19 protein-coding genes and 1 pseudogene are annotated in these 13,475 nt (G+C 34.8%); 7 read left to right on the forward strand and 13 right to left on the reverse strand.

The annotated features are described in order from the left end of the window. Positions 1–135: 135 nt before the first annotated feature. The 4 genes from ACQKP0_RS25295 to ACQKP0_RS25310 all read right to left on the reverse strand — a co-directional run bounded on the left by ACQKP0_RS25295 (position 136) and on the right by ACQKP0_RS25310 (position 2,290). Positions 136–345 (reverse strand): hypothetical protein, encoded by a 210-nt coding sequence (locus ACQKP0_RS25295; protein WP_427408579.1) that lies wholly within the window; start codon positions 343–345, stop codon positions 136–138. A gap of 133 nt (positions 346–478) precedes the next feature. Further along, complete coding sequence (locus ACQKP0_RS25300) at positions 479–1,045, reverse strand: DJ-1/PfpI family protein (protein WP_427408580.1); 567 nt, start codon at positions 1,043–1,045, stop codon at positions 479–481. A gap of 264 nt (positions 1,046–1,309) precedes the next feature. Next, entirely contained in the window at positions 1,310–1,792 is a 483-nt protein-coding gene (locus tag ACQKP0_RS25305; RefSeq protein WP_427408581.1) for a GNAT family N-acetyltransferase, read from the reverse strand. A 63-nt stretch (positions 1,793–1,855) separates the two neighbouring features. After that, the gene (locus ACQKP0_RS25310; protein WP_427408582.1) at positions 1,856–2,290 is read right to left on the reverse strand and encodes an NUDIX hydrolase; all 435 of its coding nucleotides are present in this window, start codon (positions 2,288–2,290) and stop codon (positions 1,856–1,858) included. 213 nt (positions 2,291–2,503) lie between these two features. Here ACQKP0_RS25310 and ACQKP0_RS25315 point away from each other — a divergent pair, with 213 nt between their 5' ends. After that, positions 2,504–2,686 (forward strand): DUF4083 family protein, encoded by a 183-nt coding sequence (locus tag ACQKP0_RS25315; protein WP_427408583.1) that lies wholly within the window; start codon positions 2,504–2,506, stop codon positions 2,684–2,686. An 82-nt stretch (positions 2,687–2,768) separates the two neighbouring features. On the opposite strand, the gene fosM is transcribed toward ACQKP0_RS25315, so the two are convergent. The 7 genes and pseudogenes from fosM to ACQKP0_RS25350 form a co-directional block, all read right to left on the reverse strand. Next, positions 2,769–3,191: a FosM family fosfomycin resistance protein gene (gene fosM / locus ACQKP0_RS25320; protein WP_427408584.1), complete on the reverse strand. Its 423-nt coding sequence runs from the start codon at positions 3,189–3,191 to the stop codon at positions 2,769–2,771. Positions 3,192–3,373: 182 nt separating this feature from the next. Then, positions 3,374–3,808: an NUDIX hydrolase gene (locus ACQKP0_RS25325; protein WP_427408585.1), complete on the reverse strand. Its 435-nt coding sequence runs from the start codon at positions 3,806–3,808 to the stop codon at positions 3,374–3,376. A gap of 11 nt (positions 3,809–3,819) precedes the next feature. Next, positions 3,820–4,314 (reverse strand): tetratricopeptide repeat protein, encoded by a 495-nt coding sequence (locus ACQKP0_RS25330; protein ID WP_427408586.1) that lies wholly within the window; start codon positions 4,312–4,314, stop codon positions 3,820–3,822. Then, positions 4,244–4,844: pseudogene (locus tag ACQKP0_RS25335) on the reverse strand (AAA family ATPase). The gene ACQKP0_RS25330 and the pseudogene ACQKP0_RS25335 overlap by 71 nt, the downstream one beginning before the upstream one ends. Positions 4,845–4,852: 8 nt before the next feature. Further along, entirely contained in the window at positions 4,853–5,821 is a 969-nt protein-coding gene (locus ACQKP0_RS25340; RefSeq protein WP_427408587.1) for a hypothetical protein, read from the reverse strand. Positions 5,822–5,856: 35 nt separating this feature from the next. Continuing rightward, positions 5,857–6,870 carry a S66 family peptidase gene (locus ACQKP0_RS25345; protein ID WP_427408588.1) on the reverse strand — a complete coding sequence of 338 codons (1,014 nt, stop codon included), beginning with the start codon at positions 6,868–6,870 and terminating at the stop codon, positions 5,857–5,859. A gap of 238 nt (positions 6,871–7,108) precedes the next feature. After that, positions 7,109–8,038 (reverse strand): LysR family transcriptional regulator, encoded by a 930-nt coding sequence (locus ACQKP0_RS25350; protein WP_427408589.1) that lies wholly within the window; start codon positions 8,036–8,038, stop codon positions 7,109–7,111. 135 nt (positions 8,039–8,173) lie between these two features. Here ACQKP0_RS25350 and ACQKP0_RS25355 point away from each other — a divergent pair, with 135 nt between their 5' ends. The 4 genes from ACQKP0_RS25355 (at position 8,174) to ACQKP0_RS25370 (ending at position 10,671) form a co-directional block, all read left to right on the forward strand. Further along, positions 8,174–9,193: a YeiH family protein gene (locus ACQKP0_RS25355; RefSeq protein ID WP_427408595.1), complete on the forward strand. Its 1,020-nt coding sequence runs from the start codon at positions 8,174–8,176 to the stop codon at positions 9,191–9,193. 171 nt (positions 9,194–9,364) lie between these two features. Beyond that, on the forward strand, positions 9,365–9,949 hold the full coding sequence (locus tag ACQKP0_RS25360) for a TetR family transcriptional regulator (RefSeq protein ID WP_427408590.1): 585 nt from the start codon (positions 9,365–9,367) through the stop codon (positions 9,947–9,949). Between the two features lie 78 nt (positions 9,950–10,027). After that, positions 10,028–10,357: a DMT family transporter gene (locus ACQKP0_RS25365; RefSeq protein WP_427408591.1), complete on the forward strand. Its 330-nt coding sequence runs from the start codon at positions 10,028–10,030 to the stop codon at positions 10,355–10,357. Further along, positions 10,357–10,671: a DMT family transporter gene (locus ACQKP0_RS25370; RefSeq protein WP_427408592.1), complete on the forward strand. Its 315-nt coding sequence runs from the start codon at positions 10,357–10,359 to the stop codon at positions 10,669–10,671. The genes ACQKP0_RS25365 and ACQKP0_RS25370 overlap by 1 nt, the downstream gene beginning before the upstream one ends. 175 nt (positions 10,672–10,846) lie before the next feature. Here the strand turns inward: ACQKP0_RS25370 and ACQKP0_RS25375 are convergent, their stop codons facing one another. Then, on the reverse strand, positions 10,847–11,350 hold the full coding sequence (locus tag ACQKP0_RS25375; protein WP_427408596.1) for a GNAT family N-acetyltransferase: 504 nt from the start codon (positions 11,348–11,350) through the stop codon (positions 10,847–10,849). Between the two features lie 367 nt (positions 11,351–11,717). Between ACQKP0_RS25375 and ACQKP0_RS25380 the strand changes: the two genes are divergently transcribed. Beyond that, positions 11,718–12,479, forward strand: coding sequence for a methyltransferase domain-containing protein (locus ACQKP0_RS25380; protein ID WP_427408593.1), 762 nt, complete (start codon positions 11,718–11,720; stop codon positions 12,477–12,479). 205 nt (positions 12,480–12,684) lie between these two features. Here the strand turns inward: ACQKP0_RS25380 and ACQKP0_RS25385 are convergent, their stop codons facing one another. Further along, complete coding sequence (locus ACQKP0_RS25385; protein ID WP_427408594.1) at positions 12,685–12,954, reverse strand: hypothetical protein; 270 nt, start codon at positions 12,952–12,954, stop codon at positions 12,685–12,687. A 143-nt stretch (positions 12,955–13,097) separates the two neighbouring features. Between ACQKP0_RS25385 and ACQKP0_RS25390 the strand changes: the two genes are divergently transcribed. Then, positions 13,098–13,352, forward strand: a complete 255-nt coding sequence (locus tag ACQKP0_RS25390; protein ID WP_427408597.1) for an HXXEE domain-containing protein — start codon at positions 13,098–13,100, stop codon at positions 13,350–13,352. The last annotated feature ends 123 nt before the right edge of the window (positions 13,353–13,475 follow it).

The raw sequence follows: 13,475 nt of genomic DNA on the forward strand, positions 1-13,475 counted from the left end.
CATCTTCTATTATAACGATTGGAGTTTTTTTCTTATACAACTCTACAAGTTTTGTTTGCACACAGGCAGAGCCTGTGGTTTAAAATGACTAATGAGAAAAATGCCACGCTCAGGTAGTCGCGGCATTTTTGCAATTTAATAGCGGCATCTCGGGCAATGTGTTGGGTAACCAGGGTCATAAACAACACTTCTATTAATTGGCTGGTAAATGTGGCGAGGTACATTGACAATATTTCTTCGATGTATATTAATAACCGGATGAATAAAAGGAACTACTCGAGGCATATAAGAATTACTGACCACATATCTAGGTTTACATACGATCGGTCTATGATGTTGGTACAATTAAATCACCTCCAATAATCGTTTATATATTACATGCAAGTGATTCGAACGTTGAAACGGACAAATGTCATATTAAGTTAGTATTGGCTTTTGACTATTTTTTACTTTCTTTTGAAATACATAAACAAAGCTATTAAACATTCCCTTTGCAAAACTGAAACGCCCAGTCTGACTGCTTATTGTCTTTCCATATTCCTAATAGGTTCCCTACAGCAACAGTAAATTCTGCAAATGCTGTACCTTTTGCTGTAATAATATTCGTACCCACCTCAATGTTTGTCCCCGTGTATATTGCTCCCTCAAATACATGATTAAAATGTTTATATGTATTTTCAGTACACGTAAATTTTTCACCTTTAAGTAAGCCTGCCTTGCCCAACAATGTTGCAGATGCACATATTGCTGCAATCGGAATCTGCTTGGAAGAAGCTTTCTGTAAAAATGAAGATAATGAGGCATCATCTATAATCGTGTGCACTCCATCACCGCCAGAAATTAAAATAAGATCATACTTTTCTACATCAGTTTCTGAAAGACCTGCTTGCGGCATCGTAATTAATCCTGCAAGACTTTCAACGGGTTTGCCATCTACGGTAACAGTAGTCACCTTGAATCTCCCTGATTTTCTTATAAAAAAGAGCGTATGAGCGATTTCAAAATCAGCATATTGGGGGTACGCAATAAATAGGATGTTTTTCATGTTCAATATCCTTTCTGTAAAAAAATAATATTTAGATATAATAAATTCCTATATAACGGGTGTCAAAAATCTACTGGATATTCCTACTAAAGAGATTAAAGCGATGGGATTCATTGAAATCTTTCTGAAGAAAAGTTATTGAAACATTGTTGATGGTATGGGATTTTTTCAAACTATTTCTTGATACTATCTGTTATTTCTGCCCTATCAGGAAATTTTAAACATCCCCTCTACATCTATCTCTTTCATGTAAAGGGGATTAATTTATTTCACTAGCGAAAGACTAAAAATCAATTGTTCACCGATTTTCCCCATTTTTCGACGGCCAGTATCTTCATAACCAACCTTTTCGTATAATTTTTGTGCAGGAATGTTTCGCTTATTTACTGCAAGAACCACCTCATTACAGGTTGGAAATTCTTGATGAATAAATGTATTTAATTGTTGCAGCCCTTTTTTAGCAAAGCCTTTCCCTTGATGTAAATGATTGACTGAGAAAGCAGTAAGCAGCATTGCATCTGGATTATCTGTGTATTCTTTAACTCTAGCACTAGAATGTAGAACAAAAAATCCAACGGGTTCATTGTCACTCAAAATCACAATTGGGTGTCTTTCGTGAGATACCTCAAGCATTTCGCTTGGCAGGGCAGTAAATTGTTCTTGCTCTTTAGGCAAGTTAAAATCCTTCAATGCATCAAAAAATTCTGGTTTATAAACATGTAATTCTACCCCATTTAATGAACTCAAATTTAAAATCCTCCAATTGATATATTTTAAGAAAATTATATCAAATAGAATATATGTTCGCAATTATTTTTGGAGTAAATCGAGAAGACCATCAGGAACAAGTCGAGACTCACCCGCTTGGAACTCTCTTAGAGATTTCCACATGACCGTGAATTTTGATCCATCGTCCTCTTTTCCTATAAATGTCGAATGACTATAAAACGTATCATCTACAAAATCTGCATCATAAACTTGTACAATTTCATGACCAAGGTCACCATTAAATGTAAAAATATTTTCTATCGTACCTAACAATTGAAGATTAACTATTTCAGCAGCTAATTCTTCTTTTACCTCTCTTATCAACGCATCAGAACTTCTTTCTCCATACTCAATTCCGCCACCAATTGGACGATAATAATATTTACCTGACCCTGGATCCATTCCTTCAGCGACTAAGATAGAGTCACCTTTTTGAAAAACGCAAATAACGATTGGGCGAATCACACCTTTTCTCATAGCAAAAGACCCCCTTCTTTTTTCCAGAACTATTATCATTCGCCTTTTGCTAGAGAAATTCCTTTTTTTAGATAGAGGATTACAAATTATCATCCAATACGATCAACGAGAGAAAAAAGATTTTTTCGCGGAAAATAGTATAAAAATTAAGAATTATGCATACATCCAAAATTATGTATGGTATAATTATCCAAAATACCCAGGAGGTTAATTATGTACGTTGCTAACAATCTGTTTGTGGTCATGATTATTCTATTAATCCTGTTAGGAGTCTTTTCCTTTGCCCTATTTATTCGAAGACTGCTAATTAATGTTCAAGTCAAAAATGAAAATTCAATTGAACTTAATCGGAAATTAGATAAGATTATTGAATTACTTGAAAACAAATCTAATTAACTTTTTCAAGCTTCTATATTATTGGGAGCATTTTTTTGCTTTAAAAGATTTTCATGTCTACCAAGCAGTTTTTAAAACTGACCTACTCATCATAAAATTCCATATGATGTTTTTCCTGCCTGTAATAATCTAATCGATCCTGCAATGTACCAGTATGAAATTCGAACTTATGACCATCAGGATCAGTGAAATAAATCGACTTTTTATCCTTCTCATCCCTAGCGCGACCTGAAAGGATATTTACTTGTAGAGCCTTCAATTTTTCTACCATTTGATCAAAATCTTTTTCATCAATGGAAAAAGCCATATGTGTATAGGATTCGCTTATTTCATTGCGAGGAATATCCTTTTCTTCATTAAGCGCAAGCCAAATGCCATTTAGGTCAAAATAAGCCAAACTTCTTCCTTTAACTAAAGGTCTTGCATCAAAAACTTTTTCGTAAAATGTAATCGAACGTTCTAAACTAGAAACAGAAAATAATAAATGATTGATTCCTTTAATCATGATTCACCTCAGTCAACTTGAATACGATAAAACTTTTTCCTTTATTTTAGGCTTTGTTAAACAATGTTGTTGTTTCTAATAAAACCCTGTATTGTATGTGTTCAGCTAGTTTTACTTCGTAAAGAAAACGCTTCACACATACCATACAGGTAATTTTATCAAAAATAAGCATTAACAAAGCCTTATTTTAAAACAGCATCTTTTAACAATGAATCTGCAAGTTTAATATTTTCCTTTAAAAACAATGGTAATTGAGAATTACTTATAATTTGTTCAGTTGTTAACCAAACTATTCCATCTACTTCATCAGGACTTTTGGCAAATGCTTCTCCTGATTCATGCTCACAAAGGAAGACAATATCTACTACATGTATCCCTGAATCCGTGACAAAGGAAGAACTATTTACATATTGAAGGATCTTCACTTTTATCCCTACTTCTTCATCCATTTCTCTGTGAAGTGTTCTCTCAAGAATATCTGATGTATTTCCTTCCTTATCTACTTTCCCGCCGACTAAAGACAGTCTTCCTCCTGCATGCTCCTCTTTTATACTTCGCTTTATTAACAGCCATTTTCCATCTTTAAAAACAGCACCTTCTACATTAACAATGAACATAGACACGCCTCCTATTCCCAAATCGTATCTAATTTGTCTGAATAGAACTCAATTGCTTTCCGATAACTAGTAATCTCCTGATCGTTCGTCGTTTCTACTAAATTTTTCAAAAGGATATCCATCGCTTGATGATGTTCGTTTAGATTATAAAGAGTCATCGAATAGAAAACTTGGATTGCACGATTATTCGGAAACAATTCCATCCCTTTTAAAAACGTGCTTTTTGATTTTTCATATTGACCTAATGTTCGATAAGTACTTCCTAATCCTAACAGCGCCCCTTCTAAATCCTCTCCTTCTAGACCTAGTGAAATAGCTTTTTCATAATAGGGTACAGCTTCCGTTTCATTTCCGAGAGTATCAAAACTCCAGGCACATTGAAAGTTGATTTCCGCATCTTCAGGATTTTCGCTTGCTAACTTAACGAGGATTTCATTAGATTCTTTCAGATTTCCTTCTTTTCTTAATAAAATCGCTTGATTTAATTCTTTTTTGATTGTTTCCATCTTCATATCTCCTTGCAGAACTATTTTGTATATAAATTTCTTCATTATCCTTAAGCAATAATAACTTGTCGGCATAAGGCTCTAACATACTTAAAATTTCTGCTTTATTAACTTTTTCAAAGTCAGTTGTCCACTTAAACATTTTCAATAACATACTGAAAGTCGGTTTATAATGCGCTTTTTCAAATCCTAATTTTTGTAGAAGATATCTCTTTATGATTCTAACTATTCTTTTAGATAGATTTGGATGTAAAAATATTATGATGTCTGCGTGTTGAAATCCTTGTGATACCCATTTATGGTGTGCACCTTCTACAATCCACGAACTCGAATGAACGATTTGATGAAAGAATTTCATCTCTTTCTTCAGGAGTATTTCTTATATCGCCATCATTCGTTCTCCTCCAAACAACATTATCTAATTCATAATAAGGAATATGTAATTCAGAAGATAATTTTCTTGCTAAAGTTGTTTTTCCGCTTCCAACAGAGCCGATAATGTGAATCTTTGTAGGTAAATTATTTTTCAATTTATTCATTAACTACTTTTATTCCATCGATACACTCTTATATTTTCTTTCCTCCAATTTTTATATAGCTGTTCTTCAGCTAGGATTTGCCATCCATTAAAGAAGGATTGTCCATTTTTATTAAAGAACCATCTATTACCTAAATGAAAAGTGGCATGGTTAATATTGTCATGTTCATCCTGCCAGATTAATATATCTTTACGTTCTAATTCATCTAAAGGACTATTTACTTCTTTATAGCCTCGTAGATCTAACCCTAGTTTAAATGTTTCTGGATGAACCCATTGATTGATGATCCAGTCACAAACCTGGGAATTTTCTGTTGCAGCTGCTAACACTGCAGCTAAACAATTGGGTCCATGATTTTTAGAAAAACGATTCATATACTTGTTTAGCTGTGGATACTGTTCGAGGACCTCTTGAACTTCCCCCTCAATCTTGTTTAATTTATCCGAATATAATTTAGCAACTTTTATTAAAATATCTCTTTTAAATGAATAAGGTAACATTGTCCACATATTTCTTTGAAACACGATATAAGGCTTATCCTGCTGAATAATATAGGATTCTATTATCTCCCATACCTCTTCTTGCAATTGCAATGGTTGATTTTTTAATACTGGTTCTAAAATCTCCCATTCATAAATAAGTCCTCTGCCTAGTTCGTGTTGGATGTTTAATAGTAATGTTCGTGTATGTCTATCAATAGTTGGAAAAAGTTCTTCCGGAGTCACACAAACATATTTTGCCTTTCTCGAGATCTTCCACATTTCATAGCTATTAATTGTATCGATCGTCTGATATACATTATGATGATTAAACTCATCCCGAGGGATAACTAAAATATTTTCTGGCATATATTCCTTGACTTCATCTATTGTTGTAAAGAAAAACAAATCATAAAGAGGAACAGCTTTTTCTTGCCAAGCCTGAATAACGCTCTCTTCTATTGGTAAAACTTCTACTTCGTTAAACATGATTAACCTCCGTACAAAATATAAAAAATCTATATTCACCTAAAATATTGCAAAATGGATCCTTTCCCATTTTCCACTGTTACCTCCGCAAAGGCTCCATTAATAAAAGTGATTTGCGGAGGAACATGACCACAATCAACATCATAAATAATCGGTATTTGCAGTTCATTGGAAAGCTCTTGATAAACATCTTCAACCGTATAGTTATCAACCGGCTCATTTGCTGGACTACGCCCAAACATAATGCCAGAGCATTCTTCAAACCAACCGGCCAATTTCATTTGAATTAATGACCTGCGAAAATCGGTTGTATTTAATTCACAATTCTCTAAATACCACAAAACAGGTTCTCCATTGATATAATTTTTTCTAAAGCTTTGCAGATCACCGAATGGTGTCCCAATTAGATGCCTGATTACATCTATACATCCACCAAGTAACCGACCTTGTATTTCCACTCTTTTATTTGAAACTGTTTTCCAATATGTTTGTTCTGTTAAGTGAAATACACATGGTGATGGGTTATTATGCTGCCATTTCTTTTGATATTTGTTGGATGAATGCTGAAGAACGGATTCACCAGCCTTTGTAGATAACACTTGCCGCCACATTGCTGTTGTCTCATCTGAATAATCCCCACGTAAATCTATAAGATTACATCCATGTGCCGTCGCAATACCTGTTTTTAACGTAATGGCCAACAACAGAGCACTTAAATCAGAATAACCTAATACCCATTTATTCTGTATACGATCAAAGTCAATATGTTCTAAAATCTCAATTAGTAATTCACCACCCCAAGGAGGAATGATCATATCAATTTGATCATCGCACATCATTCCGACGAACTCATCTGCCCGTTTTCTAGCGGGCGCTGATTTCGCTTTTTCCTGTGTCCAAACCGTATCACCACAAATGATGTGAAATCCATTCTTCTCCATCCGTTCACATGCTTGTTTGAACATATCATGCAACTCACTTTGAACTCCAGATGAAGGTGCTGTAACACCGATCGTTGCTCCATTTTCTAAAACCGGATATTTAATCATAGGAACCCCTCCAAAAATCATTATTAGTTTTTACATTCGACATGTGATTTTCTGATACCTTTAAAAATATTAACTTACAAAAAAAGATAGGTAATTTTATTAACAAACCGTAACAAAAGATTTTGAAATTGAAACCATCGTAAATGGAAAAATAAAAATAATCCCCCGATTAGTTACTAATCAGTGGATTATTCATTTATAAATAAATTGAAAAAACCAATTAAATTTATTTTTTGCTTTACGATCCCCATCCCCTATCTGAATTCATCCCTTTCATAATCGTAGAAAGATTTTGATGCTCCCTCAGTAAATTCATGAACACCTCAAGTGCTTTTGTTTTAAATGATGTTCGCAGGACGATCGAAAATTTCCTTTTAAAAGGTGTGCCTTTGACAGGAATGACTTTTAATAATCCCATTGCGATTTCCTTACGAAAGGCTAATTGGGATAAAAGGGTGATTCCCAGCCCTGATTCAACTGATTCCTTAATTAGTTGAGTGCTGCCGAATTCCATCATTTCTTTTGGAGCAATGGACAATGTGTGAAAAATTTTTTCTGCAGCCGCTCTCGTTCCAGATCCTAATTCACGAACGATCCACGTCTCATCTTCAAGTTCAGAAATTTTTGCCACGCGGTCTTGTTGGGCTAAACGGTGATGAGCAGAAGCAATCACATACATGGTGTCCTCAGCAAAAGGTTCGATTGAAAGATGGGGATCCTTGAAATCCCCTTCGATAATTCCGACATCCAGTTGATGCCCAAGAACCAATTCCGCAATTTCTTTTGTGTTGCCAATCGTGATACTCGGTTTAACGAGTGGAAATTGTTCATGCATTTTTGCGATAAAATGTGGCAGAACATATTCTCCAAATGTATAACTTGCTCCAATGGATAGCGGGCCTTTCGCTCGATTGTTTAGATCATCAATTAAGCTTTGCATTTTCGAATAAAGTCCCAAAATTTCTTTCGCATGGTAGTAGACAATTTCTCCAGCTTTGTTTAAACGTACAAACTTATTCGTACGATCGAGCAGCTTTGTTCCGTAGGAGCGCTCTAACATTTGAATGTACTGACTAACTGCTGGCTGTGTCATATGTAATTCCTCTGCAGCACGCGAAAAATTCCCTTTGTCCACAACGGTTACAAATACTAGTAAGTGTTGATCCATCAACGCTTCTCTCCTTACTATAAAGATTACTTATTATTAGTATCATATATATTTATTTTACTTATCGTCAATCATCATTTATTCTACGAATAGAGACCTTTTGGGGGGATTGAAATGAAAGCAGAAAAAACCAAAATGCTTGAACGAATAGAACCAAAACGAAATTCTGCGGCCCTGCTATGGGTTGGTGGAATTGCTTTTACTTTTTTTATTGCTTTCCTAGGTTACTTATTAGCTAAAGTACCAGGATTTGATCATGTTGGTCAGCTAGCCTCAGCGATTGTGATAGCAGTTGTATTTCGACAAATTTTTGGTTATCCAGAGGTGATTCGTCCTGGAATCGGATTTTCATCGAAAAAGCTATTGCGCTTTGCCATTATTTTGTACGGTTTAAAATTAAATATTAACACCGTTTTACATGATGGAATTGGTTTACTCATTCGTGACGCAGGAGTTATTACTTTTGCGATTCTTCTTACGATTTGGCTGGCAAAAGTTTTTAAAGCGGATAAAAATATCTCTCTTTTATTAGGTGTAGGAACAGGAGTATGTGGTGCTGCTGCTATTGCCGCGGTTGCTCCTATCGTCAAATCAAAGGATGAAGATACCGCGATTGGAGTAGGAATTATCGCCTTAGTCGGAACCATTTTTGCGATTATTTATACCATTTTACGTCCGATTTTACCATTATCGGCTGTTGATTATGGAATCTGGTCTGGTATTAGCTTACATGAACTTGCTCATGTGGCTTTAGCTGCTGCTCCAGGAGGAGAAGATTCCCTTGCGATCGGTTTACTGGCTAAATTAGGCCGTGTATTCCTTCTCGTTCCACTTTGCTTTATTTTCATGTATTTTATGAAACGGAAAAATCAAGGTCAGGAGTCATCTGATAACAAAATTGAATTCCCATGGTTCTTGATTGGCTTTATTCTTATGAGTTTATTTGGAAGTTATGTTCTAGGAAGCCATATTCATGTTTCAGCAGGATTTATGAGCGGAGTTTCTAATCTTACAACTTGGTGTTTAACTGCAGCCATGGTTGGACTTGGTCTCAATGTAAGCTTGAAGGATCTTCGTACAAAAGCGCTAAGACCTTTACTTGCCATGCTGATTACTTCGATTTGTCTTAGTATTTTGGCCTATTTTATCGTGTAAAAATAAAACGTCGTTGAAAATATCGGTCAATTTTAAAAAAACTAACTCTGAAATATGGAGTTAGTTTTTTGTATATCGAAAAATAAATTGTTTTTGATAGGACTTGAAATTCATTTTTAATATGCTACAATAAAAATGAATGATAGTCATTCACTAAAGGGGTGATCATTAATGGGAAAAAAATCAGAGGAAAAATACGATAAAATTTTAAAAGCATCCATCAAAGTTCTTTCTGAAAAGGGCTATGAAAATACGTCGATTTCAGACATTGTAAAAAGCGCCGGTATTGCTCAAGGGACTTTTTATTTATACTTTCCTTCAAAGAGTGCTTTAATCCCAGCGATTGCTGATCATCTTTTAACGATTACCTTTGGAAAAATGAAGGAAAAGATTTCCGATCAGGACTCATTTTGGAAAGTTCTAGAGGAAGTCATTAGCGTCACCTTTGAAACGACCGAAGACTATAAGGACATCCTTGTTCTTTGTTATTCTGGGCTTGCGATTGAGCATTCCATGGAAAAGTGGGAAATGATTTATCAGCCATTTTATCAGTGGTTTGAGGAGCATTTAAATAAGGCTATTGAAAGACAAGAAGTCATTAGCAGTATTGATGTGAAACTGACCACAAAAATGATTATTAACCTCATGGAAAACACAGCTGAACGATACTTTATTGGAAATGAGCATGATGCATTAGAGGAGGATTATCAAGCAGAAATCTTCCGTTTTATTAAAAGGTCTTTATCTACAAACTAAAATATTGGATAAAGTAATCCAATATTTTTTTAAACAAAAAATGAATGATAGTCATTCATTAATGAAAGAGGGATTACTATGGCATGGGTATTATTATTAATTGCAGGAGTTTTTGAGGTCGTATGGGCGACAATGATTAAGCATGCAGATAGCATAACTGATTGGCTCATCACTCTGTTCTTTATTGGAGTTAGTTTTCTGTTATTAATTCGCTCTTATAAGACGATACCAGTTGCGGCAGCATATACCGTCTTTGTCGGAATTGGAACGGGCGCTACTTATTTTGTTGGAATTTTAATGGGTGAACCCTTTTCCATCATTCAGCTATTGTTTTTAGCGATTTTATTAGCAGGAATTGTCGGTATGAAAGTATTTACAGATTCTCATAAGGAAAGGAGCGAACAATAATGGCTTGGGGATTACTATTACTTGCAGGACTAGAGGAAGTCATTGCCACAATTTCTATGAAATATTTGGACGGTTTTAAAAAGAAATGGCCAATTATCATATTGATTGTCGGTTTCTCTTTATCATTCTATTGCCTATCCACTGCCATGCAAACCTTGCCAGCAGGCGTTGCCTACGCCGTCTGGACTGGTATCGGCAGCATTGGAATCACACTAGCCGACCTCTTCTGGTTCAAAGAAAAAATCAACAAATTCCAATTCCTCTCCCTCCTATTTATATTAATTGGAGTCGTTGGAATGAGTTTAACGTCATAAGGTGTCAGGCACCATAAAAAGACATTCGGCTATTTTTTCCACCCCAGGTGGACACTTAACCTAATTAATACCTAAAAAGCAAATTAATGTAGTGACTTTTTTAAAAAAGCTGCGAACCTCGGTTTCGCAGCTTTTTTTCAATTCTAGATTATGTTATGTCTTACCTATCTTCCTTTTAATCAACCGTATCCACAAGCCATTTCTCAAAGCTTTCCCTTTTTATCACATGAAGAACACATGGTGATTTTGTTTGTGCTTCGATCTTCTCAAGTTCTTCTGGGAAATCTGACTCAACATGCAAAGTGATATAAGGCAATTTTTCCTGTGCTTTTTGAGAGCGAATGTTTTCTTGTTTAGCTCCTGCAAAAACATATTCCAGCTTCAATTCTTTAAAAGCGTAGGTCAATATTTCTTTCTTTGCACATTCATTGTAGCCCTTTCCCCAATACTCGTAGCCAATCCATGTACCAATATGACACCTTTTCCTTGTTAGATCAATATCTTTTAAGGTAATAACACCCACTAATCCTTCAGTTTCATCATAGATTACCCGTGAGTACTGCCGTCCTGATTTTTCCTCCTTGATTATAAACTGAATAAAATCAATTGTGTCTTGCACATCTGAAATTTGCAGGCCTAGCGCTTCCCTCACATGTGTTTCGTTAGAAAGCTCAAACATTCGGGCTGAATACACTAAATCATGTGGTAGTAGTCTTACATTCACTGAGGCACCCTCCTTTTTGTTAAACCAAAGTTCGACAATAAACTATAATTTCCTTTATTTAATTATGAAAATTTTAAAGGAAATAAAGAAATTTTGTAGAATGAGTTTAAGAAATGAGTTTTATTAAAAAAGCAGGAAATCTATCACCCGATTCTTTTTAATTTCTGAGATATCCTTTCATAAATAAATATTTAAAATATAACAAAAAACAGAGTGGTGAATTATATGAAATCATTAGAACATGAAATATAAAACCGTATAAGAGGGCCTCCTCTAATAGATTTGGATTTTATAAATTTTAATCAATAGGAGGAGTATAATTATGTTAACGGAAAAACAATTCTTAACTTATCTTGAAGATGCTAATGAATCTTTTTCAGGCTGGGATTTTTCATTTCTTTCTGAGACAGGACGCGTTCAAAATCAATTGCTGTCATGGTCTTATGGAAGTATGGTGATGTCACTCGTTCACAATGCACAATCGATGTTAGATATGGGGACTGGCGGTGGAGAGTTTTTATCCAAAATTAAACCTTATCCACAAACTGTATTTGCAACCGAAGCCTATCTACCGAACATTCCAATTGCTAAAAAAAGACTTGAACCTTTAGGTGTTAAAGTGGTACAAATTGATGACGATTCGAATCTTCCTTTTGAGGATCGAGGATTTGACCTAATCATCAATCGACATGAATCTTACTCCCCTAAGGAAGTAAGAAGAATTATTTCAGACCATGGAGTCTTTCTTACTCAACAGGCTGGTGGTACTGATTGTTCCCAAATAAACGAACATTTAGGTGTGCCATCAAACGATGAATTTATTCATTGGAACTTGAACTATGCCATAGAAGAGTTACGGGATAATCATTTTAAAGTCAATTTTAGCAAAGAGGAATTCCCAATTCAGCGCTTTTACGATATTGGCGCCTTAGTGTATTACCTAAAGGCAATTCCTTGGCAAGTACCTGGATTTACTATTGAACAATACATCGATAAATTACATCGAATACATCAACTAATTCAGTCAAAAGGCAATTTCGATGTAAAACAACATCGATTCATCATCAAAGCCGAAGCCATCTAAATCGGTGTCAGGCACCGAAAAAAGACATTTAGGCTCTTTTTCCACTCCAGGTGGACAGTTTTACTTAATATTGCATTTTTAGTATTGAATAGTAATTACAAATAAAAAGGCTTCTAATTTTACATAGTTTTTGTAAAGTTGGAAGCCTTTTTTTCGTCCTTTTTTCCACGGTAGGTGGACATTTTGTTAATTTTATAAAAGTCGGTTAGTTTTTAGTGGATGTTTTTCGAAATTTTATTAAGTGTAAGATTAATCCAGAAAATAAAGTGATACCAATAAAAGTGAATAAGTAGAAAATCGGATGTGTAGCAACACCGAATGTTACTTCGTTTTGCAGGTTATCTACATTTTTATAAGCGCTCTCCCAATCAGGTTGATAAGATTTAGTTTTAACATAGCCGCTAAGGAAGTTGCTCATAAAATAAATAATGTGGATGATAAATGAAATGATGATTGCTTGTTTAACAGTCTTCATTGAATCCCTCCATGTAATTTTCCATTCATATGTTCCTCAAAAGAAAAAGTTTTTTACACCCTGCAATTTTCAAAAGATGTCTTTTCGGTCTTTTTAGTAATTAGCATAGCAAAGGTTTTACCATACTTTTCAATTATTATAGTATACTTCTCATCTTACTTGCTATATTTTTCCTTCATGCATTTACCCATCTAGGTCAAGCCATCTATTTGAAAAGCTATACACCTGGAGTGATGACATCTATCATTCTCATACTCCCCTACTCTTTCTATACTTACTACCGATTATTATCTAGTGACATCATTACGACAACTGATTTAGTTTGGAGTGGATTAAGCATCTTAATTACCGGACCGCTCTTGTTTTTCTTATTATCTATATCAAGGAATCGGACATAAAGAGGCTTTTACCTCTTCTACTAACATTAAATCGAGTAGAGGGAAAATAATTTAATTATTTTCGCCCCTCTCACACCACCGTACGTACGGTTCCGTATACGGCGGTTCAATTTATATTACAGT

The sequence above is a fragment of the Heyndrickxia sp. NPDC080065 genome, from assembly GCF_050281185.1.
Classification (GTDB): Bacteria; Bacillota; Bacilli; order Bacillales; family Bacillaceae_C; genus Heyndrickxia.